The 26,147-nt window shown below is 34.6% G+C and carries 19 protein-coding genes and 1 other RNA gene; 11 read left to right on the forward strand and 9 right to left on the reverse strand.

Annotated elements, in window-relative coordinates; genetic code table 11:
- Nucleotides 1–473: 473 nt before the first annotated feature.
- The 3 genes from rsmI to ACFOOI_RS04510 are packed head-to-tail and all read left to right on the forward strand — an operon-like array spanning nt 474 to nt 4,010.
- Nucleotides 474–1,166, forward strand: coding sequence for a 16S rRNA (cytidine(1402)-2'-O)-methyltransferase (rsmI, locus tag ACFOOI_RS04500; RefSeq protein ID WP_379835534.1), 693 nt, complete (start codon nt 474–476; stop codon nt 1,164–1,166).
- The gene (gene fabG / locus ACFOOI_RS04505; RefSeq protein WP_379835536.1) at nt 1,156–1,893 is read left to right on the forward strand and encodes a 3-oxoacyl-[acyl-carrier-protein] reductase; all 738 of its coding nucleotides are present in this window, start codon (nt 1,156–1,158) and stop codon (nt 1,891–1,893) included. The genes rsmI and fabG overlap by 11 nt, the downstream gene beginning before the upstream one ends.
- Before the next feature lie 20 nt (nt 1,894–1,913).
- Nucleotides 1,914–4,010: a VWA domain-containing protein gene (locus tag ACFOOI_RS04510; RefSeq protein ID WP_379835538.1), complete on the forward strand. Its 2,097-nt coding sequence runs from the start codon at nt 1,914–1,916 to the stop codon at nt 4,008–4,010.
- 51 nt (nt 4,011–4,061) lie between these two features.
- On the opposite strand, the gene ACFOOI_RS04515 is transcribed toward ACFOOI_RS04510, so the two are convergent.
- On the reverse strand, nt 4,062–5,339 hold the full coding sequence (locus ACFOOI_RS04515) for an aminotransferase class I/II-fold pyridoxal phosphate-dependent enzyme (RefSeq protein WP_379835540.1): 1,278 nt from the start codon (nt 5,337–5,339) through the stop codon (nt 4,062–4,064).
- Between the two features lie 238 nt (nt 5,340–5,577).
- Between ACFOOI_RS04515 and ACFOOI_RS04520 the strand changes: the two genes are divergently transcribed.
- The 7 genes from ACFOOI_RS04520 (at nt 5,578) to ACFOOI_RS04550 (ending at nt 13,501) form a co-directional block, all read left to right on the forward strand.
- Entirely contained in the window at nt 5,578–6,972 is a 1,395-nt protein-coding gene (locus tag ACFOOI_RS04520; RefSeq protein ID WP_379835542.1) for a DUF4403 family protein, read from the forward strand.
- Nucleotides 6,973–6,993: 21 nt separating this feature from the next.
- An RNA gene (gene rnpB, locus ACFOOI_RS04525) (RNase P RNA component class A) lies at nt 6,994–7,342 on the forward strand.
- Nucleotides 7,343–7,444: 102 nt separating this feature from the next.
- Nucleotides 7,445–8,029: a 30S ribosomal protein S16 gene (locus ACFOOI_RS04530; protein WP_379835544.1), complete on the forward strand. Its 585-nt coding sequence runs from the start codon at nt 7,445–7,447 to the stop codon at nt 8,027–8,029.
- A gap of 59 nt (nt 8,030–8,088) precedes the next feature.
- Entirely contained in the window at nt 8,089–8,619 is a 531-nt protein-coding gene (gene rimM, locus ACFOOI_RS04535; protein WP_379835546.1) for a ribosome maturation factor RimM, read from the forward strand.
- A 4-nt stretch (nt 8,620–8,623) separates the two neighbouring features.
- Nucleotides 8,624–9,301, forward strand: coding sequence for a tRNA (guanosine(37)-N1)-methyltransferase TrmD (trmD, locus tag ACFOOI_RS04540; RefSeq protein WP_379835548.1), 678 nt, complete (start codon nt 8,624–8,626; stop codon nt 9,299–9,301).
- An 87-nt stretch (nt 9,302–9,388) separates the two neighbouring features.
- The gene (gene gyrA / locus ACFOOI_RS04545) at nt 9,389–12,010 is read left to right on the forward strand and encodes a DNA gyrase subunit A (protein ID WP_379835550.1); all 2,622 of its coding nucleotides are present in this window, start codon (nt 9,389–9,391) and stop codon (nt 12,008–12,010) included.
- 81 nt (nt 12,011–12,091) lie between these two features.
- Nucleotides 12,092–13,501, forward strand: a complete 1,410-nt coding sequence (locus ACFOOI_RS04550; RefSeq protein WP_379835552.1) for a tetratricopeptide repeat protein — start codon at nt 12,092–12,094, stop codon at nt 13,499–13,501.
- Nucleotides 13,502–13,805: 304 nt separating this feature from the next.
- Here ACFOOI_RS04550 and ACFOOI_RS04555 read toward each other — a convergent pair whose 3' ends face one another.
- Both ACFOOI_RS04555 and ACFOOI_RS04560 read right to left on the reverse strand, forming a co-directional pair.
- Nucleotides 13,806–14,225, reverse strand: coding sequence for a helix-turn-helix transcriptional regulator (locus ACFOOI_RS04555; RefSeq protein WP_379835554.1), 420 nt, complete (start codon nt 14,223–14,225; stop codon nt 13,806–13,808).
- A gap of 751 nt (nt 14,226–14,976) precedes the next feature.
- Nucleotides 14,977–15,795: a 2,3,4,5-tetrahydropyridine-2,6-dicarboxylate N-succinyltransferase gene (locus ACFOOI_RS04560; RefSeq protein WP_379835556.1), complete on the reverse strand. Its 819-nt coding sequence runs from the start codon at nt 15,793–15,795 to the stop codon at nt 14,977–14,979.
- 487 nt (nt 15,796–16,282) lie between these two features.
- Between ACFOOI_RS04560 and gap the strand changes: the two genes are divergently transcribed.
- The gene (gap, locus tag ACFOOI_RS04565; protein ID WP_379835558.1) at nt 16,283–17,293 is read left to right on the forward strand and encodes a type I glyceraldehyde-3-phosphate dehydrogenase; all 1,011 of its coding nucleotides are present in this window, start codon (nt 16,283–16,285) and stop codon (nt 17,291–17,293) included.
- Between the two features lie 37 nt (nt 17,294–17,330).
- Here the strand turns inward: gap and trmB are convergent, their stop codons facing one another.
- The 6 genes from trmB to ACFOOI_RS04595 are packed head-to-tail and all read right to left on the reverse strand — an operon-like array spanning nt 17,331 to nt 26,054.
- On the reverse strand, nt 17,331–18,002 hold the full coding sequence (gene trmB / locus ACFOOI_RS04570; RefSeq protein WP_379835560.1) for a tRNA (guanosine(46)-N7)-methyltransferase TrmB: 672 nt from the start codon (nt 18,000–18,002) through the stop codon (nt 17,331–17,333).
- A gap of 2 nt (nt 18,003–18,004) precedes the next feature.
- Nucleotides 18,005–19,297, reverse strand: coding sequence for a bifunctional folylpolyglutamate synthase/dihydrofolate synthase (locus tag ACFOOI_RS04575; RefSeq protein ID WP_379835562.1), 1,293 nt, complete (start codon nt 19,295–19,297; stop codon nt 18,005–18,007).
- A gap of 6 nt (nt 19,298–19,303) precedes the next feature.
- Nucleotides 19,304–20,248: a hypothetical protein gene (locus ACFOOI_RS04580; protein ID WP_379835564.1), complete on the reverse strand. Its 945-nt coding sequence runs from the start codon at nt 20,246–20,248 to the stop codon at nt 19,304–19,306.
- Nucleotides 20,249–20,257: 9 nt separating this feature from the next.
- Nucleotides 20,258–21,337 carry an SPOR domain-containing protein gene (locus ACFOOI_RS04585; RefSeq protein ID WP_379835566.1) on the reverse strand — a complete coding sequence of 360 codons (1,080 nt, stop codon included), beginning with the start codon at nt 21,335–21,337 and terminating at the stop codon, nt 20,258–20,260.
- A 14-nt stretch (nt 21,338–21,351) separates the two neighbouring features.
- Nucleotides 21,352–23,061 carry a hypothetical protein gene (locus ACFOOI_RS04590; RefSeq protein WP_379835568.1) on the reverse strand — a complete coding sequence of 570 codons (1,710 nt, stop codon included), beginning with the start codon at nt 23,059–23,061 and terminating at the stop codon, nt 21,352–21,354.
- Nucleotides 23,061–26,054: a tetratricopeptide repeat protein gene (locus ACFOOI_RS04595; RefSeq protein WP_379835570.1), complete on the reverse strand. Its 2,994-nt coding sequence runs from the start codon at nt 26,052–26,054 to the stop codon at nt 23,061–23,063. The genes ACFOOI_RS04590 and ACFOOI_RS04595 overlap by 1 nt, the downstream gene beginning before the upstream one ends.
- Nucleotides 26,055–26,147: the final 93 nt, after the last annotated feature.

A 26,147-nucleotide genomic window follows, 5' to 3' on the forward strand; every position in this document is an offset into this window, starting at 1 on the left:
TTTTTTTTTTACCAAAATTTCAACTTAAAACTAATCAACTGAATATCAATATGTTAATAATATGTGGAAATTAGATTAGTTAAACACTTCCATATTTATCATTTAGAAAGCCACAAAACAGGATAAAAACTTCTCAATTATCTGATTATATTTATTTATGGCTAAAAAAATAATGATTACTTTTATTTTACTAATTAAAAGATATTAACAATTTGATTTTCAATAATTTGTAGACCTTGGCCTATTTCTCAACATAGAAATATACTCTTTCGGAAAAACATCATCTTTTCTATTTCCCCTTTTAATCACATAAGAAACTATAAAAGGAGACACGAAGGCTAGAAGAATTATAAAGATTATCATACTTAAATTTGGTTAGATTGAATAGCTAATTAACTAATTATAAAATAGTTGATAAAAAATATCAAAATTATTTTATTTTTTATTTTTACATTAATCGTAAATCTTGAAAAATGTCACTTGTTTTAGTACCAACACCCATAGGAAACCTCAGAGACATCACGCTTAGAGCACTTGATGAACTCAAAGCTGCCGACCTCATTTTGGCAGAAGACACCCGAAATACGGGGCTATTACTTAAGCACTTAGAGATATCAAAACCACTACAAAGTCATCATATCTTTAATGAACATAAGACTATTTTAAGGATTATTGATCAGCTAAAAGAAGGCAAAAAAATAGTTTTGGTATCAGATGCTGGTACTCCGGCTATTTCAGACCCTGGATATTTGTTGGTTAGAGAAGCCATAAAAAACGACATAGAAATTACGTGCTTGCCAGGTGCTACTGCATTTGTGCCAGCTTTGGTGGTTTCAGGACTCCCAACCGAAAGTTTTGTATTTGAGGGTTTCTTGCCAGTGAAAAAAGGCAGACAAACCAAATTAAAAGAACTCCAAGAAGAAACCAGAACCATGATTTTTTATGAATCGCCACATAGAGTACTTCGTACACTAGAGGATTTTAAAAACAATTTTGGCGAAAACAGAAGAGTTTCGGTTTCAAGAGAAATTTCTAAGCTATATGAAGAAACCCTGAGGGGCGAATTATCAGAAATTCTTACTATTTTTGCCACCAAGCTAATAAAAGGCGAATTTGTAATCATTTTAGAAGGAAAATCTAATAAGAAATTAAAGGATGAAAAATAAAAACGTATTAATCACAGGTGCATCGAGAGGTATTGGAAAGGCCATTGCCGAAGAATTTGCGAAAGCAGGGGCAAACGTAGCCTTTACCTATTTATCATCAGTAGAAAAAGGTACAGCCTTAGAAACTGAACTCTCGGCATTTGGTACAAAAATAAAAGGATATAGGTCTGATGCTTCAGATTACACAGCCGCCGAAGAGCTGATTAATCAAGTTGTGGCTGATTTCGGTAGTATCGAAGTATTAATAAATAATGCAGGCATAACCAAAGACACGCTTTTGATGAGAATGTCAGAAGAGCAGTGGGACGACGTATTGAGAATAAACTTAAAATCAATATTCAACCTAACAAAAGCCGCTACAAAACCAATGATGCGAGCAAAAACAGGCTCAATCATTAATATCTCTTCGGTAGTAGGATTGATGGGAAATGCCGGCCAAGCAAATTATGCGGCATCAAAAGCAGGTATGATTGGTTTTTCTAAGTCGATAGCGAAAGAACTAGGCTCTAGAAATATAAGATGCAACGTGGTAGCTCCAGGATTTATAGAAACCGAAATGACAGGAGAGTTAAACGAGGAGCAACTAAAAGAGTGGACCAAGTCTATTCCACTAAAAAGAGCGGGCCAAGGTAAAGATATTGCCGATGCATGTTTATTCTTAGGATCTGATAACTCAGCCTATATTACAGGCCAAGTCTTGGTAGTAGATGGCGGAATGTTAATGTAAAATAAATTCACAACTAATAAATGGCACCTGAAATCGTATTTCAAACTCCCGTTGGATATTTCTTCCTTTGTTTACTAACTGGTTTAGTTTTTTCGGGAATTTTTTATTTCAGAACCACTACATTTAACAAGAATCAAAAGGTATTATTAGCGATAATTAGAGGGGCATTGGTTACAACCATTGCCTTTTTATTGTTAAATCCCCTCCTAAAGACCATCAATAGCATCATACTAAAACCGAAGGTAGTATTGGTTTTAGATAATTCAACTTCGATGCTTTCGGCAGGCAAAAAAAATGCCGAGGAGCTTTTAAATAGCATCAAAGCACTTTCTAAGTCTCTAACCGACAAGGGCTTTGAGATGGAAGTCAATACCTTAGACGGCACCACATTAGCCAACGACATAGATTTCAACACCCAAATATTTAATCAGAAAAAAACCAACTTCTCCAATTCAATTTCAGAAATAGAAAATAACTATGAGGGCCAAAACCTAACGGACTTGATTTTGGTTTCTGATGGAATCATAAATGACGGTATTACGCCAAAACTTAGAAATGCCAATTTTAGAATTCACACCGTTGGCTTTGGTGACTCCACTATCAAAAAAGATGTTCGAATTTATGGCCTTACAGCCAATAAGTTAGCGTACTTAGGCAATAAATTTACCGTTTCAGCAGATATAAGTGCATTTGAGTTTAGTGGAAAAACAACTTCAGTTTCTATTAAAAACGGAGCAGGAAAAATCTTGAACAAGCAAAACATTACATTTAAAAGTAAAGACGATTTTCAGACCATAAATTTTGAAATTCAAGCAGACAAAATAGGAAAACAAAGATATACCGTAGAAATAGCGAGCCTTGAAGGAGAATTTACAACCAAAAATAACCGTCGCGATTTTGTAATAGAAGTTATCAACGGTAAAGAAAAGGTATTGTTTTTTGCTTTTGCCCCACATCCAGATATAAAAGCTCTGAAAGATATTATCGAGAAAAATGACCTTTTCGAGGTTAAAGTCGAGATTTTACAATCAATGGAGCCAAGCAAAATCGGTCTTGAGCCATTTGATATTCTGATTTTACACCAAGTGCCAGACGTTTATGGCTCTTCGGCCGGAATAGTAAGTACTTTACTTGCTAAACAAAAACCTACTTTCTTTTTTGTAGGGGGCAAAACCAACTTGCCTACTTTTAATGGCATGCAAAACGTAATGGGAGTGAGTTCAGATTTAAATAGATTGGATAAAGCAAACGCTTATATCAATACCTCATTTAATAGATTTACTATCGATGAGCAGTTTAAAGATGTGATAGAAAAATTACCGCCTCTATCGCTTCCTTTTGGCGATTATAAAAACCAGGTAGGTTCAGAAACGATCCTTTTCCAAAGTCTTTCAAACATCAAAACACCAAGACCTTTATTAGCACTAAACCTCAATGGCCCAAGAAAATCTGCGGTTTGGGTAGGCGAAGGCATTTTTCAATGGCGTATGGAAGAATTTGCACTTTCCGGAGCACATTTTTACGTAGATGAAGTTTTCACCAAGACTTTACAGCTAATATCTATCAAAGAAGACAAAAACAAACTTCGGGTATATCCGCTGAGTGATACTTACGGCATCGATGAAAAAGTGAGTTTTGAGGCAGAAGCTTACAATGATATTTTCGAGAAAATTTATGACCAAAAAGTTACTTTAAATATCATTGATGAAGAAAAAAAGGTAAAAACCTATAATTTCGAAATCACGAAAGATAGAAGTAGAATCGAAATTTCAGGTCTTAAAGGTGGTCTGTATACCTATAATGCCACAAGTAATATACAAGGTAAAAACCAAACGAGCTCTGGTCAGTTTTTGGTTACCGAACAAGACCTTGAAAGTTTAAATACAGTAGCAGATTTCAATTTTCTTAGAACACTCTCAAACGACCATAACGGTAAGTTTTTTAAAAACTCTGAAATTCTAGAAATAAGAAATCATCTTAAAAAAGATAATTTAGTAGATAAAATAATAAGTAACGAGGATCTTAAAGATTTCATAAACCTTAGATGGTTATTGGCTCTATTGGTGCTTTTGGCAGCCGCTGAATGGATTATTAGAAAATACTTAGGCTCGTACTAAAAAAAATGGCTGAACATTACGCTCAGCCATTTTTCTTCTTTCATTTTTTACTTATACTTTCTCAGCCTTTCTTAGTTCTTTTGGGCTAAATGCCTTTTTGACTTTCTCTCTATCAAGTTTTCCTTGAGCCTCTAATATAGTCATGGCCAAGTTCATGTTCTCAAGAAGGTTATCAATGTCCGCATACGTAATAAACCTCGACAAAGTCATTCGTAATCCCGTGTTTTTCATCGGTACGCTCGGATATGAGCACACATTAACAAACGATCCGGTTTCAATCAAATGAGCGGCTATGTTTATGATGTTTTCGGTAGTTCCGGCACCGATAAAAAATATAGGCGTTTTAAAATTACCACTTATAGGTAAGTTAAGCTGTGTGGCTTTTTTCCAGAAATATTCTATTTTCCTTTTTAAATCTAATTGTAAATCAGCAAACTGCGGCCGCATTTGAATTTCCGCAGCTTTTATTGCAGACATAACCACACTTGGGTGGGGTGGACCCGAAAAAATCATGGTTTTTCCTAAGTTCTTCACCAGCTCCTTAGTTTCTTTGTCAGGGTAAATCATAAGACCACCACCGATCCCAAAACCTTTTGACATAGATAAGCCCATAAATAATTTTGCATGATATTTGATTTCGTTCATCACATATCCAGAGCCATTTTTGCCTGTCCAGCTGGTGCCGTGGGCGTCGTCAGCATACACATAAAACTGCTCGTATGTATTCATCAATTGTTCCAATTCTTTCATTGGTGCTCCGTCGCCCATCATAGAATAAACACCATCTATCATGTACCAAATTCTATGGTGCGTTTCTTTCAAGGCTTTAATTCTATCTTCAAGCAAATCTAATCTACTGTGTCTAATTATTTCAGTGTGAATACCATCTGCGGTGCAGATCTTAAGTGCAGTTTGTAAGCTACTGTGCACCAAATGGTCGATGATAACGACATCTTTTTTACCTATCAATAAAGGCAAATTAGAGATATGTGCGAAAGTAGTGGATGTAGTTACATTGACAGGTTGCTCAAACATCTGCTCAAGTTTCTCCTCCATTTGTTCGAAAATGTCAAGTCCCATAAAAGACCTTGAAGATGAAAAATAGCAGCCGTACTTGTCAATTGCATCTTTTGCTGCTTGCCTCACTTCCATATCTTGGTCAAGGCCCATGTAGCTACAATTGCCAAAAAAGACTACTTCTTTGCCATTTAAAACTAGCTTATGTCCATCATAAGACCCATCTTCAGCTACTGCTTTAAATACACCAGATGATTTAGCAGTATTAAAGGTATCATTTACCCATTCTAATTCTTTACTAATCTCAAACATGTTAATTATAGTTTATTTTACCAATAATTAATCAATTGGCATACCACATTTTAAGAAAAACCTAGAAATTGACTTACATCAATGAAATACCCCCTTTAGTTCTTTTTTTAATTTAAATTAATATTTTTTACGAAATTGAAAATGTTAACTCCTTTTTTGACAAATAATTAACAATTGAAGAGGGAATAAATCCTTAATTTTGTAGTTAGTATTTATTGAAATAAACAAAGCAAAAAAATTGAAAAAGAATCTGATATTTTTTATCCTTTACATGGCCTTTTTTAAGGTTTCAGCTCAAAAAAAAGGGGATTATGCGGTAGAACAAAGCTATAAAACCGAGCACGTGGTTTTTGAAAAAAAACCTTCTATTATAAGTATTCCTTTTGACATTTCGATAGATGATATCCAGAAACAAATAAATCAAAATATGCCCGATTTGATTTATGAAGACAAAAGTTTTGAGGATAATAATAATGACGAATTTAAAGTAAAAGTGTGGCGAAAAGGAAACCTAGAGTTCACCGGAATTCAGAATAACGTACTCTCTTATGAAGTTCCTTTAAAAATTTGGGCTCAAAAAAGGATTTCAGCATTTGGAGTATCGCAGGCACCCGATACCCAGTTTGAAATTAAACTGAGATTCTCATCTAAGTTTTTTGTCAATAACGACTACGCCATTCAAACTTCTACAAATTCTACAGGTTTTGAGTGGATTACCAAACCTGTTATGAAAGCCGGTTTTTTAGAAATACCAGTAGCACCTATCATCGGAAAACTGATAGCAAACAACCAAACGATGTTTGCAAATCAAATAGATCAAGCCATTAATTCAAGTTTTAGCCTTAAACCATATATTTTAGAAGCGTGGAATACCACCAGAAAACCATTTATAGCCTCAGAAGAATATAATACTTGGGTAAAAATTGAGCCGCAAGAAGTTTTTTTGACCCCATTTAAAACAAATGGGAAAAGCTTAAAAGCTACAGTTGGTATCAAAATAGTAGCCGAAACCTTGGTAGGAGTAATAGACCAACAGTTTGAGGAAACCAAAAGTATACCAAAACTTAAAATTGTAGAGAGTATTCCAGAGATTTTCGAACTGTCTTTATATAATGTAATAACCTACGCTGAAGCTACCAAAATAAGCAAATCAATGCTGGTAGGTGAAAAATTTGAATTTAAGAAAGGGAAATACAAAATAGAACTTACCGATATGGACATTTACGGTGCAGAGGAAAATTTAGTACTAAAAATAACTACCAAAGGAAGTTTCAAAGGTGATATTTATGTAAAAGGCATACCTTATTATGACCAAGACAAGAAAATGGTTCTTTTGAAAAACACCGATTTAGACATAAAAACTAAGAACTTTTTACACAAAGCAGGAGCTTGGCTTTTAGAAGGTACTCTAGAGAAAAAAATTGAACAAGACTTTGGTTTACCTGTAGAAGACATAATAACTGCCGCTAAAGAAAGTACGCTAAAGGCACTAAACACAGAAGTTACCAAAGGAGTAATGATGAAAGCCGAAATATTGGCAATAGAACCGAAAGAGATATTTGTAAACCCACTTGGCTTGCTTGCAGTAGTAAATACCAAAGCCAAAGTAGAGCTAAATGTAAAAGGCCTTTAATTTTTAATTACCTTTGCAAAAGAAATAAGCTAACCTATCGCTGTATTGTAAAATGCAGAGGAAAGTCCGAACAGCACAGAGCATCATGCTACTTAACGGGTAGGGGAACTTCGGTTCTACAGCAAGTGCCACAGAAAATTACCGCCAAGGGCAACTTTGGTAAGGGTGAAAAGGAGGTGTAAGAGACCACCGCTTGTGCAGCAATGTATCAGGGTCAAGGTAAACCTCATGAGCTGAAAGACCAAATATACTGGCGATTAGAACTGCTCGTTCGATGCCAGAGGGTAGGTTGAAAGATGTTTTGAGCGATCAAAACACGAGATAAATGATAGGTTAGATACAGAATTCGGCTTATTAGCTTATTTCTTTTTTTAAGGAAAATGCATTATTTGCTTTTTTAGAGAAAAAAGTATAATTTTGCACTCCAATTTTTTAAAACCAGGGACGGGTTCCCTAAAACAAATTTTTAACAATGGCTGTAAAAATCAGATTAGCAAGAAAGGGTCGTAACAAAATGCCAATTTACGACATCGTAGTTGCAGATGCTAGAGCACCACGTGATGGTAAATTCATCGAAAAACTAGGGCAGTACAATCCTCACGCTACACCAGCAATCATCACTCTGAAAGATGATAGAGCATTATACTGGCTACAAGTAGGGGCTCAACCTACAGACACCACTAGAAAAATATTATCTGTAAAAGGAGTAATGTTCAAAAAACACCTTCAAATTGGTGTTGACAAAGGAGCAGTTACACAAGAACAAGCAGATGCTAGATTTGAAAGCTGGTTGGCTGAAAAAGCACAAGCTAGAGAGCAAAAAATTGCGAAATTGAATTCAGCGGCATCTTCTGTTAAATCTGCAGCGTTAGATGCAGAGCGTAAGAAAAAAGAAGATAAAGAAGCTGCAAGAAAGAAGATTGAAGATGACCTTATCGCGGCGGCTACTGCTGCTGATGAGGCTGCTGCAGCTCCGGCTGAAGAATCGGCTCCTGAAGCTGAAGTAGAAGCAGATACTACATCTGAAGCTCCTGCAGTTGAATCAACTGAAGAATAATTTTAATTCATTCTAAAGAAATCCTCGCTTAATGAGCGGGGATTTTTTGTATAAAAAGCATGCAAAAATCAGATTGTTATTTTTTAGGAAAAATCACTAAACCTCATGCACTCAAAGGCGAGGTTATTATATGGTTGGATGTAGACAATCCCGAGGACTACACCAATATGGATTCTGTTTTTGTGGAAATCAAAAACGAACTCGTACCTTTTATGATAGAAGAAATTCAAATAAGGGGTAAGAAATCAATTGCTAAATTTGAAGATATCAACACTATAGAAGCCACTGAACCCTTCATTGGCCTTGATTTATATCTACCTACCTCAGTATTACCAAAACTAAAAGGAACTCAGTTTTATTATCACGAAATAATAGGCTATACACTTTTTGACCAAACTTCACAGAAAGTAATTGGTGAAATTTTGGCGGTGTATGATAGTACAGGAAACGACCTATTTGCAGTAATGGTAAATGAAATAGAGGTACTTATACCCATAGTTGACGATTTTATCGTAGAACTCAAAAGAGAAGAAAAACAAATCATATTGAGACTTCCAGACGGATTAGTAGAGGTTTACACCAATCCTTAAAACTATGAGAATCGACATTATTACTTGCCAACCAGGACTAGTGGATGGTTTTTTGTCTCAGTCAATTGTAAAAAGAGCAATTGACAATAAACATGTAGAAATAAACCTGCACGATATAAAAGAGCAAGGCAAAGGAAAATACAGACAAATAGACGATTACCCTTTTGGAGGAGGAGCTGGCATGGTACTCATGATAGAACCAATCTCAAATATCATAAAAATCCTTCAAGCTGAACGAAAATACGACGAGGTAATCTACCTTACTCCAGACGGCACAACTTTAAAACAAGGGCTCGTAAATACACTTTCATTAAAGCAAAATTTAATCTTAATCTGTGGCCACTATAAAGGCATAGATGAACGCATAAGAGAGAAATACGTAACCCTAGAAATCTCAATAGGTGACTATGTATTATCTGGCGGAGAAATAGCCGCAGCCGTATTAACAGATGCTTTGGTTCGTCTAATACCTGGCGTCTTAAACGACGAAACCTCAGCACTTACAGATTCTTTTCAAGACAATCTTTTAGCCCCCCCAGTTTATTCTCGCCCAGCCGAGTTTGAAGGAATGAAAGTTCCTGATGTATTACTGTCTGGTAATGAGAAACTTATAAACGATTGGAGGCTAGAAAAATCGATAGAAAGAACCGAAAAAAGACGCCCTGATTTATTAAAAAAATGATTTGAATCATTTCTAATAATTTTGTATTTTTGTTAAAAAATAAATAACCTTATTACTCAAAATATTTAGAGAAATCTTCACTATAGTATGGCAGAAGAAAACGAAAATCTTGATCTTAGTTCTCCAAACAGAGGAACAATTATCCCAATAAACATAGAAGATGAAATGAGAAGTGCTTACATTGATTATTCAATGTCAGTGATTGTCTCAAGAGCATTACCAGATGTACGAGATGGTTTTAAACCCGTACACAGAAGAGTACTTTATGGTATGTCAGAATTAGGCGTTTACCATAACCGTGCTCACAAAAAATCGGCTCGTATAGTAGGAGAGGTCTTAGGTAAGTATCACCCACACGGTGATTCTTCAGTATACGATACCATGGTTAGAATGGCCCAAGAGTGGTCTTTGAGATATCCATTAGTAGATGGCCAAGGTAACTTTGGGTCTATTGACGGTGACTCACCTGCAGCCATGAGGTATACAGAAGCAAGACTGAAGCGTATAGCAGAAGAAATGCTTGCTGATATTAACAAAGAAACGGTTGATTTCCAACCCAACTTTGATGATTCATTAAATGAGCCTTCAGTTCTTCCGGCCAGAATCCCAAACCTTTTACTTAACGGTACTTCAGGAATTGCAGTAGGTATGGCCACTAACATGGCCCCTCACAATTTGACCGAAGTAGTTGACGGAATCACCGCATACATCGCAAATCCAGAAATTGAGATTGACGAACTAATGCAACATATTAAAGCTCCCGATTTTCCTACAGGAGGAATTATCTATGGGTATAGTGGTGTTAAAGCTGCTTTTGAAACTGGTAGAGGGAGGATAGTTTTAAGGTCTGTTGCAAATTTTGAAGTTTCTAAAACAGGAAAAGAGCAGATTGTAGTTACCGAAATTCCATATATGGTCAACAAGGCCAATATGATTGAAAAAACTGCTGGTTTAATCAATGAGAAAAAAATTGAAGGAATCTCTGATTTAAGAGACGAATCAGATAGAGACGGATTAAGAATTGTATATGATCTTAAAAGAGACGCAGTTCCTAATGTAGTTCTTAACAACTTATATAAATATACGCAACTTCAGTCTTCGTTTAGTATCAATAACGTAGCCTTGGTAAAAGGTAGACCATTGACCCTAAACCTTAAAGAACTTATCAAATACTATGTTGAGCATAGAATTGAAGTTATTACCAGAAAAACACAATTCGAACTTAAAGAAGCAGAAAAAAGAGCTCACATACTAGAAGGTTTACTTATCGCGTTAGACCACCTAGATGAGGTTATTGCATTAATCAGAGGCTCTAAAGACCCTGAGGAAGCTAAGCTAGGTTTGATTACTAAATTCGAACTTTCGGAACTTCAAGCAAGAGCCATCCTCGACATGAGACTTCAGCGATTAACTGGTCTTGAAAGAGACAAGATAGTAGCTGAATACAAAGAGCTAATGGCATTAATCGAAGAACTAAATTCAATATTAGCTTCCGAAGAAAAGAAAAAAGAAATAATAAAAGCAGACCTTCAAGATCTAAAAACCAAATATGGTGACGAAAGAAGATCTAAAATAGAAATGGTAGGAGCAGAGTTTAACATCGAGGATATGATCCCAGATGACGAAATGCTCGTGACAGTTTCTAACCAGGGTTATATAAAACGAACCAACTTAGCTGAATATAGAGCTCAATCTAGAGGTGGTACTGGCTCAAGAGGTGTAAAAACCAAAGATGAAGATTACACAGAGCATCTATTTATGGCTACTAACCATAACTACCTGTTGTTCTTTACTGAAAAAGGCAGATTGTATTGGTTAAGAGTATTTGAAGTTCCTGAGGGCAACAAAACTTCTAAAGGAAGAGCTATTCAAAACCTAATTAATATAGAATCAGATGATAATGTTAAAGCGGTGCTCAATGTTAAAACTTTAGTAGACGAAGACTATATCAAGAATAACTATATCGTAATGTGTACCAAAAATGGTACTGTTAAGAAAACACTTCTTGAGTTATATTCTAGACCAAGAGTTAACGGTATCATAGCAATCAACATCAACGAAGGAGATACTCTAATAGATGTAGCCCTAACAAATGGTGATGATTACATAATAATTGCAGCTAACCAAGGAAAAGCCGTAAGATTCCATGAATCTGGAATCAGGCCAATGGGTAGGGGAGCTACAGGAGTCAGAGGAATAAACTTGGCTGAATCAGATCATGTAATAGGTATGATTTGTGTTAATAGGGAAGATGCTCAACTTTTAGTGGTAACCGAAAAAGGATATGGTAAACGCTCAGATATAGGCGATTACAGAATTACCTCAAGAGGAGCCAAAGGTGTTAAGTCATTAAATATTACAGATAAAATCGGTAATCTAGTTGCAATCAAAGAAGTTACGGATGATGATGATTTAATGATTATCACCACAAGAGGAATCTTGATTAGAATGCACGTTGCAGACTTAAGAATAATGGGAAGAAACACACAAGGTGTTAAACTTATTAAATTGAGCGACAAAGACGGCATTGCTTCTGTAACCAGAATAGTAAGAGACGAAGAAGAAGAGGCATTAGAAGGAGCAGAGCTAGTAGAGGGTGCAGTGGCAATAGAGCCTAACACCGAAACTACAAGTGAAACTACTGAGCCATCGGTTGACACTGAAGAAACACCAGAAGAAGACACCGATTCTAATGAAGACGAATCTTAATAAAATGTTAAAGTATTCAAAATAAGTAAACCAATAATAAATTATCAGTCTAATAATTAAATCAATCAAAAAAAACCTCAAATGAAGAAATTATTTGTATTGGCCATTTTAGGAGCATATACCTTAAACGCCAACGCCCAAACAGACCCAATAAAAGAACTAGCATGTAAAGGATTTACAGATGCAGTTTCTAAAGCAGAATCAAATACCCAGCATGCCAAAAAAGGCCTTAAAAGTGCTACATGGGTAAGTTTAGCAGATGCATACATCGACCATGCAGGTAAATGTGGTAGCGACTCAACGGCATCTATCAAAGCGTATGAAACTCTAAAGAAAGCTTTAGAAATAGAAAACGCTGCTGGTGGAAAAAAATCTAAGTCAATCGAAGAAGAATTAGTAAGTGATAAACTATACAGTGCTTTAATGAGCCAAGGAGCTACACACTATAACACTAAAAACTTAAAGTTGGCAAGTGAAATGTTTGAATTAAGCGGTAAAGTAAAGCCAGCTGATTCAACTTCTCAATTGTATGCAGGTATTGTAAACCAATCTCTTGGTAACAATGACGGAGCAATAGAAAACTTCAAAAAGTATTTAGATAACAAAGGACAAGATCCTGCGGTGTTTTATTCTTTAGCTCAGATTTATAAAATCGAAAAGAAATACGACAAAGCGATAGAAGTACTTAGAAAAGGAACAGCTATTCACCCAAATGATAAAGACTTAAAGTCAGAAATCATCAACACATATTTGACATCAAATAACCTAGATGCCGCTATTGTTGATTTGGAAAAAATGACAATTTCTGATCCTAAAAATGTAACTAACTTAAGCAACTTAGGCCTTCTTTATGATAATAAAGCTCAAGAGTTTACTAACGAAATTTCAGACATCAAAGAAGAAGTTGAGAAAAACAACATTCAAGATTTCCAGAAAAAACTTTCTAACGAAAAAGAGAAATTAGCAATTTTTGAGAATGAACTTCAGAATCTTACCAATAACTTGAAGAAGTATCCAAAAAATGCTACTGAAACTAAGAGAAGAATAGCAGATGTAACAAGCCAAAAAATAGCTCAAGAAGAAGCTGTAGCTGAAGCAGCTAAGTCTCTTGCAAAAAAAGAAGCAGCACAAAATGGTTTAGCTGCTAAAAAAGAAAAAATGAATGAGCTAATTGCTAAACAAAAGGGTTACAAAGCGAAGGCGTTTGAATCATACAAAAAAGTTCTAGCATTAGACCCTGACAATTATGACGTTAACTTTAACATGGCCGTTATTCATTTTAACGAGGCAGTTGAAACTAAGAAAGTAATTGATGCAATGGATATGCAAGAATACCAAAAATCAGGTAAAGACATTGAGAAAAAAGCTTGTGCTCAATTCAATGTAGCGAAACCGTTTTTTGATAAGTGTAAAAGCTTAAATCCAAATGACGAGGTTGTATTAGAAAACCTTGTTAACCTTGAGAGAATATTAGAGCAGTGTAAAAACTAATCATAATAAGATATCAGAGTAAAGCCATTCCAAACAGAATGGCTTTACTTTTGAACATCTTATTTAACATAATATAAATTATACAACAAAAGGATTTCTTAATATTTTCAGAAAAAAATGAAAGTTAATTACTGTAATTGGGGAATATAGAATAGTAACTTGAGAAAAAAATCTTGTATTAAAATATAGCATTAAATTATTTCAAAGTTATTGTTGGGAAAATCCGATGAAATGAAAAACTCATAAACTAAATTACTATATGTATGCAGAGAAAATTTTTGTCAAAAGAATTCTATGATTCAAATTAACTAGTTGGGTTAAATTGCTCGAAGGTATTATCCGAATAAAAAACCAATATTTTCTGTATAGTCTTTGTTTTTCCTTGATTTGATTCAGCCTGAGAATTGTTTTTTTCCTTACCATTGCTAACAGAATTATTTTCATCCAATTCTCGAGCGTTATGAGAACCAGAGAAAAGGTAGCTAAACTCCTCTTTATGTGAAAGTTGTTCTACCACATCCATATCCAAATCTTCGTCGTCTGAGATCCAATTATAGCCCAATTCAGGAAACTTTGCCACAATCTTCTGAATAATCTCCAAGCTAGGCTTATTTCTACCTGTAAGTATATGACTTATAATAGGCCTATTAACCTCTATATAATCCGCAAAGCGTGTAGAGGTTAAACCCAAGCCAAGAATTAACTTTTCTATTTTATTATTCAATACATTAGTCACAATTGTAAACAGTAAGATTTATCTATTCACAAATGTAATTACAACTATTTACATTTGCAAATTATCTTAAAATAACAAATGTTAACTTGTAACTAATTGTAAATGTGAAAGATACAGACTACTTGGATTATTCTAAGTTTTGAAAATTTGATGAAAAAAATCTTAAAAAAATATTTAAAGAAAAATTTGGAGAAACAAAATAAAGGTGTTTACATTTGTGACAGACTTATGTGCCTTCTATAATATATCGACTCACCAAGAGTGAATCAAAAAAGAAAAGAGCCAGGATTAATATCTTGGCTCTTTTTGCATTTAAAACTATACTTATACACTAACCCAACTGACCTTTTAAATCAATAAAGATGCATTTGCTGAGAAGCCTAATTTTTAAAAGATAAGTCCTTATACCTGCAAATCTATAAATTGCTTTAAAGAGCATAAACATAAATCTTTTTCTAAATCTCCCAAAAATGATAAATTTTAAATTAATCAAATTGATATTTTTAAGGTTTCAAACAAAAAAATCATGGTAGACCTTCAGGTTGAATCTTTTATATACTGAATATTTTAGAACTTACATAAAAAACTCAAATTGGATATCCTCCTCAATGCGGATTTCTAGGTTTCAACTTTAGATTAAAATGCACAAAAAAACAGCAAAGATTTACATCAATGCTGCTAATTTGTCTTTAAAAATAAACGGGATTTAAGATTAAAACCTTAAATCAAAACACGAAAGTTACACTGTAACATTATTTTCTCTTAAAGCTTCATTTAGAGAAGTCTTTAAATCTGTAGATGCTTTTCTTTTACCAATTATTAAGGCACATGGTACGCCATATTCACCAGCAGGGAAACTTTTTGTCAATGTACCTGGAATAACTACCGAGTTTGCAGGTACTTTACCAATATATTGGATAGGTTCTGGACCTGTCACATCTATTATTTTTGAGCTTCCTGTGATCGTTACACCGGCCCCCAAAACCGCTCTTTCTCCGATATGAGCACCTTCAACCACAATACACCTTGAACCGATAAATGCACCGTCTTCGATAATTACTGGCGAGGCTTGAGCAGGCTCTAAAACTCCTCCTATGCCAACGCCACCGCTAAGGTGTACATTCTTGCCAATTTGAGCACAACTTCCTACTGTAGCCCATGTATCTACCATAGTACCTTCATCTACATAAGCACCAATATTTACGTAACTAGGCATTAAGATAACTCCTGGAGCTAAATATGCTCCAAATCTGGCAACCGCTGGAGGAACAACCCTAACACCTATTTTATCGTAATTATTTTTTAATTGCATTTTATCGTGAAACTGGAATATTCCAACTTCTTCTACAATCATTTTTCTCAAAGGGAAATATAATATAATCGCTTTCTTAATCCATTCGTTAGTAACCCACTCTCCGTTGCTACTCTTATTAGCAACACGTAATACTCCATCGTTTACTAATGAGATTATTTCATTTATTGTTTCAACTGTTTTAGCATCTTTTAGCAATTCTCTGTTTTCCCATGCTGCTAAAATTAACTCTTCTTTTTCTTTCATTTGCAATTAACTTATATATTTACAATTAACTATTACTTTTTTAATTAACCATTAAATAACTGATTTACAACTTAGTTATGTTATTAAAACCATTAAAGATTCCTAATTCGTAAATTATGTTATTTAAAGCCGAATATTATTTGGCTCGAATACTGCAATACAAAATTACTACATTTTAAGTAGTAATCAATTAGTATTTCGGGTTAAATTATGCTACTTATCTTAGTATTTAAGCGGAATTATGCTATTTTTATTAGTATTGTTTTTAATGAGGTATCCACTATTTACTAATGCATTTATTTGGAATTTCATAATTTGGCTTTAAAATTCATATCGCCTGAGAATTGAATATTTGAAACCATTCTGACCTTTGATAGGAAATATTGAAATTTCAGACGTAATAGAATTTGTAAATTATTGCCTACTAAATTGTTTATAGCCTTAATTATTTTTAATTTTGCATTTCAAATACAAATAAATATAACGCATGAAAGACATTAAAGTTGCTATTAATGGTTTCGGCCGTATCGGTCGCTTAGTTTATCGTCAAATCTACAATATGGAAGGTATTGATATTGTAGCCATCAATGATTTGACAGATCCAAAAACTTTAGCACACCTGCTTAAGTATGACACTGCTCAAGGAAGATTCGAGGAGAAAGTAGAATCTACTGAAAACTCAATTATCGTTAATGGTGATGTAATTAACATCTATGCACAAAGAGACCCTTCTCAAATTCCATGGGGAAGTCATGATGTTGATGTAGTATTAGAATGTACAGGATTTTTTGCTGATAAAGAAAAAGCTTCAGCTCATATTACTGCGGGTGCCAAGAAAGTTGTAATTTCTGCTCCTGCTACTGGTGACCTTAAGACTATCGTGTTTAATGTAAACCACGAAATTCTTGACGGTACTGAAACAATTGTTAGTGCAGCATCTTGTACTACAAACTGTTTAGCTCCAATGGCTCAAGTATTAGAGAATGAGTTTGAGATTATCAACGGTTTGATGACAACCGTTCACGCTTATACAAATGATCAAAACACACAAGATGCTCCTCACGCTAAAAGTGATTTAAGAAGAGCTAGAGCTGCTGCTCAAAATATTGTGCCGAATAGTACTGGTGCTGCAAAAGCTATTGGCTTAGTATTACCAAGCTTAAAAGGTAAATTAGATGGTTCAGCTCAACGTGTACCTACATTGACTGGTTCATTAACTGAAGTTACGGCTATCTTAGGAAAGAAAACTACAGTTGAAGAAATTAACGCAGCAATGAAAAAAGCTTCAAACGAAAGTTTCGGTTATACTGAAGATGAAATCGTAAGTAGCGACGTAATCGGTATCAGCTATGGTTCACTTTTTGATGCAACTCAAACGAAAGTTCAAAACGTTGGAGATTCTCAATTAGTAAGAGTAGTTAGCTGGTATGATAACGAAATGTCATACGTTTCTCAATTGGTTAGAACTGTAAAACATTTCGCTTCTCTTATTAAATAAGAATTGCAAAATACTAATAACAAAAAAAGCTCCTTTTTCAAGGAGCTTTTTTTATGTGTTTTGCTTTTATGTAGTGGATAGTACTGCCCTTTTCTACAAAGAGTTTTTCATAATGTGTCTTAATTTCAAAGTGCTCCTCATTTAGAGGGGAATTATATAAATCGTCTGTATAATCTAAAATTTCAAGAGCTGGATCATTCTTGATTACTTCTAAAGAGTATTCATATAAAAACGCAGAATCTGTTTTTAGGTGAAACATCCCTTCGTTTTTTAAGTAAATTTTATATATATCCAGAAACCTTTGATTGGTTAATCTTCTTTTCTCTTCTTTGTCTCTTGGTTGAGGATCAGGGTGAATCAGCCAAATTTCGTCAACTTCATCAACTTCAAAAAACTCATCTAAGAACTGAATTCCGGTCCTTAAAAAGGCGACATTTGTTAAATTTAAATTCTCGGCATTCTTACTACCTCTCGCAATACGATCGCCTTTAATATCAATCCCAATAAAATTTTTATCCGGAAAATTTTTACCTAGCCCTACAGTATATTCTCCTTTTCCGCAAGCAAGTTCTAATACCAATGGATTTTGATTTTGGAAAAATACGCTATTCCATTTCCCTTTTATTTGGGTGTATAATTCTTTACCCCTTTCTATTACATTATGGGCATTTTGATTATGTTCGAACCTATGTAATTTTTTTCTTGACAATTTTATAATTTTTTTAATTCTGCTACTAAATACGTGCTTCCACCAATAAAAATGAAATCCTCGGCTGATGCATTTTTTAATGCTGATTCTAAAGCCTCATTTACATCTTCAAAAATAGCTGCATTTAAATTATTTTCTTGGGAAAGCGTCTCCAGCTCTGAAACGTTAAGCGATCTAAAAGAATCAAAGGTGCACAAAATGTACTTGGCGTTTCTTGGAAAGTAACTTAAAATTGCTTTGGAATCTTTGTCTTTTACAAAACCCAAAATAAAAACTTTCTCTCTAGCATTTTGTGCTAATATCCTTTTGGAGGTAATTGCTATCGCGTGCTCATTGTGACCCGTATCGCAAATTACTAAAGGTTTTGAGTTCAAAGACTGCCATCTGCCTTTCAAATTAGTATTTTGAATGACACACTTAACTCCTACTAATATGTCATTTTTTGTTATCTCCCAACCTTGTTTCTGTAATTCCAAAACTGTCAAAATTACGCCTTGAATATTATGAATTTGATATTCCCCTATTAAGCCTGAATCGATATTAAAAACTTCTTTTGTTGAATTTAAAGACAAAGAAAACTTTAAGCTATCAGGTTGCATATCAATAGATTGAACTGATAATTCTTGACTTACAAATTGAATATTTGCGTTTTTCAGTTCGGCTTCTTTAATAAAAACATCTTTGGTTTCTGGATGATATTCAGAGATTATTACGGGTGTATTTTCTTTGATAATCCCTGCTTTTTCAAAGGCTATTTTTGCTAAAGTATCACCTAAAATATCCTGATGATCAAATCCAATATTTGTAATTAAACAGACCTCAGGCAAAATTACATTAGTAGAATCATATCTTCCACCCAACCCTACTTCAATAACCGCAATATCGACTTTTTCAACTGCAAAATAGCTAAACGCCAAAGCAACCGTCATCTCGAAAAACGAAGGTTTGATTTCTTCTAGTAAAGGTTTGATTTTTTCTACAAAGTCAATTACGTATGATTCGCTTACATCGAGACCGTTTATCTTAAATCTCTCTCTAAAATCTCTCAAATGAGGCGAGGTATACAAACCTACCTTGTAGCCGCTTTGCTGCAATACAGAGGCTAATAAATGTGAACTACTACCCTTTCCGTTAGTACCGGCTACATGTATTGTTTTAAAACTTTTTTGGGGATTATCTAGCCTCTCACAAAGCTCAATAATGTTGGTCATTTTGGGCTTAAGTGCCTTAGACCCAATTTTTTGAAATGCAGGAAGTTTAGAATATAGAAATTCTATAGTTTCAGCGTAAGTCATCGGTGATTAAGCTCCTCTGGTAATATTGATTGTAATGGTACCGTTAGATCGAGGCGGCGGCGTACCTTCAGGCACAAGGTTTGATTTTAACTGCCTTGTAATCTGACTTTTATAATAATTTGTAACCGAAGGACTTACTGAGGTTTCTAAAACGTCAATTTTTACTACATCGCCGTAATCGTCTATAACCACTTTAAATCTGATACGTCCAGTCTCGTTTGAATTATCTTTTGGAATATTTAATGGTCCTCTATTTTTCCAGCCCGAAATACTTACCGAAGCTCCACTGCTACCACCACCTTTACCTGGGTTCCCATAAAGGCTTTTTCCATCTAAAGTTCCTCTTGGGTCACCTTTGTCACCAACTTCACCAGGCTTTCCGTCTCCATTGTTATTTCCGCCAACTCCACTCCTAGTTCCTACAGTTCCATTAGAACTTGAACCTGAGTTTGAGCTTTTCTTAAAAATAGAGCCTTGGTCCACAGTTGGTTGTGGCTTTGGAGGTGTAGGCGTAGGACTTGATTTCGTTGAATTTGAAGAATTCGAAGTAGTTTTGGCTGGCTCAGTGGCTTTCTTATACGTAACCTTTGTGTCCTCATCAGAAGTAAGTACTGCTGCAGGTTTAGATACCGACTTTTGAGGTGTTGGTCTGCTAACTTCTGGTTTAGTATATTGGGCTTTCTGAGGTTTTGTCTCTGGTGTTTTTTCAGCTGGTTTTACATCGTAATTGTTTTTTGAGGCATTGGCTTTATTCAAGGTTTGAATATCCCCTGACCCAACTAGGTCAACTCCATAATTAAGGTCTACACCCAATGCAATCGGTTCCTCAACAGGCTCGTAAGCAATTTTAATAAAATATAATGCAGCCAAAAAAGCAGCATATATCGAAAGGCTAATTATCCAAGCCTTGGGTTTGTGATCTTTGATTTCGCTATTTTGAGAAACAGTCATTTATTGTTTTTATTTTTCAAAATCTGGCCTTACTCCTGTTAGAGCCTCAATTTTATCCATGTATTCAATTGCTTGGCTTTCAGATTTAGCATTTAAATACACTTTATACTTTCCTTTGGTAATTTCCACTTTAGCGGGCATTCCGTTTTCTGTTAAAAAAGAAGTCAGATTGTCCACATTTTCTTTATTTTTAAAAACGCCTATTTTTACTAAATATTGAGCGTTCTTAATATTATCTGAATATTTTTCAACCGGTGCTGCCTCTTTTTTTGGTGCTTTAACTTCAGGCTTTATTTCTTTTAAAGGCTCAGCTTGGCTCTCTACCTTAGGTTCTGGTATTGACTGGGCTTTGCTAGGTGTATAGTCCTGAGCTTTAGTTACCACCTCCGGCTTTTCGGTTTCTGGCAAAATATCCATATCTAACTGCACTTGGTTCAATGAATCTATTTCAGCAAAAACATCTGACGATTGATTATCGCTTGTAGCTGAATTAAGAAAAATGAGATAATATAAAGCCGCGGATAAAATCAACACCGGACTTAAATAAAGTATGGTTTTAAACAAACCTCTTTTATTGCTATACTGAATTTTTGAATATTGAGATTTAAAATCTTCTTCAATTTCAGGTTCTATTACTTCTTCGTCGTTACCCACAAAAGTAGTTGTATACGCTAGTTTTGAGGCTTCAATTACCTGAGGCTTAAAGGGTTCTACTGTTTTAGGTCTTCTTTTTTCTTCAAAAAACTGAAGTTCTTGGTCATTTTTATTGAAAAACAAACCCAAACCATCCCAGTCATACTTTTTCTGAACAATCAGAGCTTCTTTAACTTCTTTAAAAAGTTCCTTGTATTCGAGGTGAATCAGTTCTATAGGATGCCCAAGCTTTTGTGATAGAAGTTTAAAAAGCTTACCATCTATGTCTTTTTTAAACAAGCCAATAAATTCAATGCTTTTGGTCGCCTCGACTATGTCTCCATTTTTGCCAAAATGAGGCATAGAGTAGTTAGTTTGAAACGCACCCAAACCAGGGAGGACGATAAAATCCACCGAATATATGATTTGACTTATTTCATTCTTGAGGTTAATCATTAAATTTTTAGAAGTTATAGGGCCACATTTATTCCAGCTACAAAATTAAGCCCCATTTGCGGATAATTATAATATCTTTGATAATTTTGACCAAATATATTATTTAATTTAACAAAAGCAGAGAATTGTGGACTAAATAAATAAGTTATTTCTGCATTTAAGTCAGCGATATCCTTTAATTTCTTTGGCTCACCAAACTCAATGGCTTGAGCATAAATGCCCCCCATGTAATAGAAGTCGAGGCTTGACACTAATTTATTAGTCACCAAAAAAGTATTTCCCCATCTACCAGTAAATGCCGGCTTGTGATATGGTTTTGCGTATTTAATAGTTTGATAATAGTTGTAATCCATTTTGATATTTGGCTTCCAACTTTCAAAATTCATATAGCTAAATTCCGTTGAAACATTAAAGAAGTTAGTCTGAACTCCGTCATTCTCATATGAAATCGCATATTTCGTGGTATTAATTGGCTTCCCTGCTGAAGAAAGTGGCGTACCATCATAAGGCGTAAAGAAATACAAATTCTGATATTTACCGTAGCTAAACTTGGCATTATATTTTACTCCATTAAACATATCTCCACGGCTACCAATATAAAAATCTTGGTTTTTATATGTATTTCTTAAATTTACAATGTCACCCAAATATGGATTTTCATTAACAAAAGAATACAAGGTATTCCTGATCATGTCTCCATCAAAACCAGCAAAGAAGTAAATCATAGAAGGCAACTTATAAGATAAATTCACCGTCGGATAGCCTTTGGTTTCATTTATCTGTTGTTGCTGATCATATTGGTTAACTGCTTTAAATCCAACTTTTGCAGAGAATTGCTGAATATCAAACCTAAACATAGGCTCAACTCTAAAAAGATTACGCTTCACTATCTGATTTTCTCTAAAGCTGTCGTCCCACTGTGTCAAATACGATTCTGCATTTAAAATAGCCGTTACTTTATCTTCTATTATTGGGAAGAAAGCAGTGAAAGTTGTTCCCCAGTCTAATTCATAGGCACGGTAATAATCATCCATTTTTCTGATGCCCGTCACTAATTTGTAGTCAACCTTAGGTTTTGGTTTGGTGTTTTCAAACGTCGCATTGAAATTATAGATATTTATCAACTGTCTCAAATCCGCCTGACTATATTCGCCTTTAAATTGGGCCGTGTCATACCCATAAAAATAATAGTTACGTCTTTCGTAACCCATATCTAGTTTTAGCTCGTAATTTTCTTGGTGGTACTTTCCGTCAAGCTTAATTTTATTTAAACTCGAAGCAGAATTTTCCCCTTCTACAGGACCTCTTTTTGTAGAGTTATGAAGGCCCGATATGCCCCAAACCAGTTTGCTGTCTTGATTTGAGTTTATGAAAGTTTCAGCATAGAATCTACCAAAATTTCCAACTCCAATTTTAAAATAATTTTTATAACCTACCAAATCGTCCATACTCGATTTTTTAGAAACCGGGCTGACCACATTTGGCTCAAACTTGGTTTCTTCTACGGCCGTTGGTTTTCTGTCATAAAACGAATACGTCATTTTTTTGTCTGACTTTTCATTTATAACGGGAGGTATTTTATCAAAAATCCTATTGGCTTTCTGAAGTTCTATCTGTCTTTCTTTTGTAATATTTATTTCTTCGTTTACCACTTCTTTTTGTGCCAAAGCATTTGTAGCGATGGTCGAAAGGGCCGCTAAAATAATCTGTTTTTTTATGCTCATTACTTAATTCCTTTTAATTTTTGCTTAGCTGCTTCTACAGTTTGTGGGTTATCCGAATTTTCTATTATTGAATTCAATGTCGCTTTTGCCATGAAAATATCTTTTTTTGCGATATAATTATCTACAATCAACATAAAGCTTTTCTCATACCAATACACAAAGTCTGAAAAATCATTAGCAAGGCTTTGAAGAGTTTTAATAGACTCGTCATAAGCACCAGACTTATATTCCATGTCTGCAATAAAATACTTTGCTTCGGCACCATTTACGTCTTTGGCCATACTTATCACTTTCTCAAATTCCTCTTTGGCCTTTACATTATTTTTCTTTTGCATGTATGACTTTCCGATGTAAAGCGTAGCCCTATTCGCCGCACCTATTACGGTGCTTCCGCCTTCGGTTTTTATCTTTTCGGCGTATTCTATGCACTTATCATAGTTTCCAGTGAAATAATACGACTTAACCAAACCTTCCCATGCCAACAAAATCTCTCTTTGATTTGAGGTAGAACTCAACACGTTCAAGTAGTTTTTGATTGCGTCATTATATTGTTCATTTTCAACTTGAATACCTGCAGACCTTGCAGCTGATTTTGATAAATAATCAATCTGATTATTTTCAATAATAATTTGATAATACTTTAAGGCTTCATTTAGGTTTTTCAAAATATAATTAGACTCCGCTATCAAGAAGTTTGCCTCTGGAAGGTTTGATGAAGTTGGGTATGTTTTGATATAGTTTTTAAATGCCGAAATAGCCTTTTCGTATTTTTCAGCATAATAAAGGTCTTTTGCCGAGTCAAACTGCAGGTTCACAACAGAATTGGCACCCGGGTTACTTTTTCTAAACTGCTCTGCAATCTCAAAAAACTCTTCACTCCTATTTTCAGAATTCAAAGATTCTCTTAGTCCCAATAGTGCTTCTTCGGCATAACTGGTGTTGCTAAACTTGTTGATAATCAATTTGTAGTCGCCAATGGCCCTGTCGTTACTGCCTACATTGGCAAAAGATAAAGCCCTTTTAAGCAATACTTGAGGCACTAATGGGCTATTTGGCTTTTTACGAAGCAAATCTGTTAAAATGGCAATCGCATTCTCATATTTGCTTTTGTCCATTTCCATCACTGCGTTTTGGTATAAAGCATCATCTATTAGTCTTGATGAGCCATATTGTTTTACAAACTGCTCAAAAACTGCCTGTGCTTCGCTGTCTCTATCCAAATACTTTAAACAAAGGCCTTTTTGGTATAAAGCATAATCTTTGTCCGTTTTGTTTTGGCTCAACGCTTGGTTGTAATATTTCAAAGCGAGCGTGTAATCTTTTTCTATTAGGGCACAGTCGGCAAGCCTTACTAAAGCATCTTCACTATTTTGTCTTAATTTTGAATAAGAACTACTTGCAGTTATAAATTCTTGAAAATATGTCCTTGCTTTTTTATAATTCTTTTGGTTGTAAAACAAATACCCTAGGTTATATTGACTTTTAAGACGATATTCTGTATTTGAAGAACCTAGCAATTCTCTATATAGCTCTTCAGTCTCAGGTTTTTCTAATTGATAAGATGCTTCAGCTTTCCAAAATTTAGCATCTTGTTCAAGTGATTTGTCTAACGGTTTATTAATTGACTTATTGAAATAATTGATCGCACTTTCAAACTTTTCAGTATTAAAATCTACCACACCTTGGTTAAACGTAAGTTTTTGGTAGGCTGCTTCTATTTTGGGTGTTCTACGATTCAGCCCTTCTATGTATGTAATAGCTGAGAGGTAATTATTAGTTTCAAACAAAATCTCTGACAAAAGTTCGTTTGACTCATCTACGTATTTGCCTGAAGGGTATTTTTTCAAATACGCTTGAAGTTCTAATATTGCTTGTTGATTATTGGCTTTTTCCACTAAAACCTTTATTAAGTTATAAGCAGCTTCTTCTTGTATGTCTTTATCGAATTCTAGTTTTTTTGCAACCTCAAACGCAGCTAAAGCAGAGTTTAAGTCAGCACTACGCAATGATGCAATTCCCAGATAATAAGCAGATTGCTGACCTAATTCAGAGTTTTGGGAAGCAATTAGCTTAAACAACTCGGCCGACTTTGTGTAGCTTTCAACTTTATATAAACTGTATGCATGTCTAAATGTAACTTGGTCAGAAACCGACCCTCTTCTAAAACCTTTAAACTTTTCGTAATAGGCAGCTGCTCTTTCAAATCTATTTTCAAAGAAATTAACTTCTGCGGTTAATAATGTAAGCTCGTCTATCTTTCTACCATTTGGATTGGCGATAATAGGCTCAGTGTATTCCAATAAATCCGCGTATTTTTTCTGACGATACAAAATCTGTGCTATCCAGTTGGGCACCTCAATTTTGTATGGGTTTACATTTTCTACTCTTTTTAGGTCAGAAAGGGCTACATCATAGTTTTCGTTTTGAAAATTTATAACTGCCGAATAATAGGCCGCATTAATGGAGTTTGGAGCTACAGTAGACTTTACATAATCAAATTCTTTAAGGGCTTTTTTGAAATCATTGCTTAAATAATAAGCCAAACCTAACTGATACCTAAGTTCGTAAGTGTCTATGTTATCATTTCTAAACTGAAGCGACTTTTCATAATACTTGATGGCATTTGCGTAGTCTTTTTTATCAAAAAAACTTTGAGCTAAATCAGCAAAAATCAATTGTGATTTGGGATGATCGGGATTTTTTATAACAAACCTCTCTACTTCTATGTCCGCATCTTTTGATTTTGAATACAAAGAAGACAAAGCCGAGTAATACTCCGCATTGGCAATATTAAATTTGTTGGGGTTAAGAGATTTCTCTGATTTAGAGATATAATCCCTAAACTCCTTTCTGGATGCAGCGTAGGCCTTTTTTTCAAACAATTCCACACCATTGTTATAATATGCTTCGAGAGCCGTATAACTGAGGGTGTTTTGAGAAAATGATAAAAAAGGGAGAAAAACTAGGTGTAAGATTAATATTTTGATTTTCATATAAGTCTTAAGAAAGAAAAATTTCTCAAATTTAGAAAAATGTCCGGTTTTTATCCCAAACAATGAGGTGTATTTACTGTTAAAGATATTTTT

Origin of the sequence: Lacihabitans lacunae (assembly GCF_042649125.1) — a bacterium.
Lineage (GTDB): Bacteria > Bacteroidota > Bacteroidia > Cytophagales > Spirosomataceae > Leadbetterella > Leadbetterella lacunae.

Excerpts from the sequence above, each read along its gene's own strand:
- ACFOOI_RS04515 (WP_379835540.1), bottom strand. The coding sequence starts at position 5,339 with ATGTTTGAGATTAGTAAAGAATTAGAATGGGTAAATGATACCTTTAAT.
- rsmI (WP_379835534.1), top strand. The coding sequence starts at position 474 with ATGTCACTTGTTTTAGTACCAACACCCATAGGAAACCTCAGAGACATC.
- fabG (WP_379835536.1), top strand. The coding sequence starts at position 1,156 with ATGAAAAATAAAAACGTATTAATCACAGGTGCATCGAGAGGTATTGGA.
- ACFOOI_RS04510 (WP_379835538.1), top strand. The coding sequence starts at position 1,914 with ATGGCACCTGAAATCGTATTTCAAACTCCCGTTGGATATTTCTTCCTT.
- ACFOOI_RS04575 (WP_379835562.1), bottom strand. The coding sequence starts at position 19,297 with ATGACTTACGCTGAAACTATAGAATTTCTATATTCTAAACTTCCTGCA.
- ACFOOI_RS04585 (WP_379835566.1), bottom strand. The coding sequence starts at position 21,337 with ATGATTAACCTCAAGAATGAAATAAGTCAAATCATATATTCGGTGGAT.
- ACFOOI_RS04580 (WP_379835564.1), bottom strand. The coding sequence starts at position 20,248 with ATGACTGTTTCTCAAAATAGCGAAATCAAAGATCACAAACCCAAGGCT.
- gap (WP_379835558.1), top strand. The coding sequence starts at position 16,283 with ATGAAAGACATTAAAGTTGCTATTAATGGTTTCGGCCGTATCGGTCGC.
- ACFOOI_RS04595 (WP_379835570.1), bottom strand. The coding sequence starts at position 26,054 with ATGAAAATCAAAATATTAATCTTACACCTAGTTTTTCTCCCTTTTTTA.
- ACFOOI_RS04590 (WP_379835568.1), bottom strand. The coding sequence starts at position 23,061 with ATGAGCATAAAAAAACAGATTATTTTAGCGGCCCTTTCGACCATCGCT.
- gyrA (WP_379835550.1), top strand. The coding sequence starts at position 9,389 with ATGGCAGAAGAAAACGAAAATCTTGATCTTAGTTCTCCAAACAGAGGA.
- ACFOOI_RS04530 (WP_379835544.1), top strand. The coding sequence starts at position 7,445 with ATGGCTGTAAAAATCAGATTAGCAAGAAAGGGTCGTAACAAAATGCCA.
- ACFOOI_RS04550 (WP_379835552.1), top strand. The coding sequence starts at position 12,092 with ATGAAGAAATTATTTGTATTGGCCATTTTAGGAGCATATACCTTAAAC.
- trmD (WP_379835548.1), top strand. The coding sequence starts at position 8,624 with ATGAGAATCGACATTATTACTTGCCAACCAGGACTAGTGGATGGTTTT.
- ACFOOI_RS04560 (WP_379835556.1), bottom strand. The coding sequence starts at position 15,795 with ATGAAAGAAAAAGAAGAGTTAATTTTAGCAGCATGGGAAAACAGAGAA.
- rimM (WP_379835546.1), top strand. The coding sequence starts at position 8,089 with ATGCAAAAATCAGATTGTTATTTTTTAGGAAAAATCACTAAACCTCAT.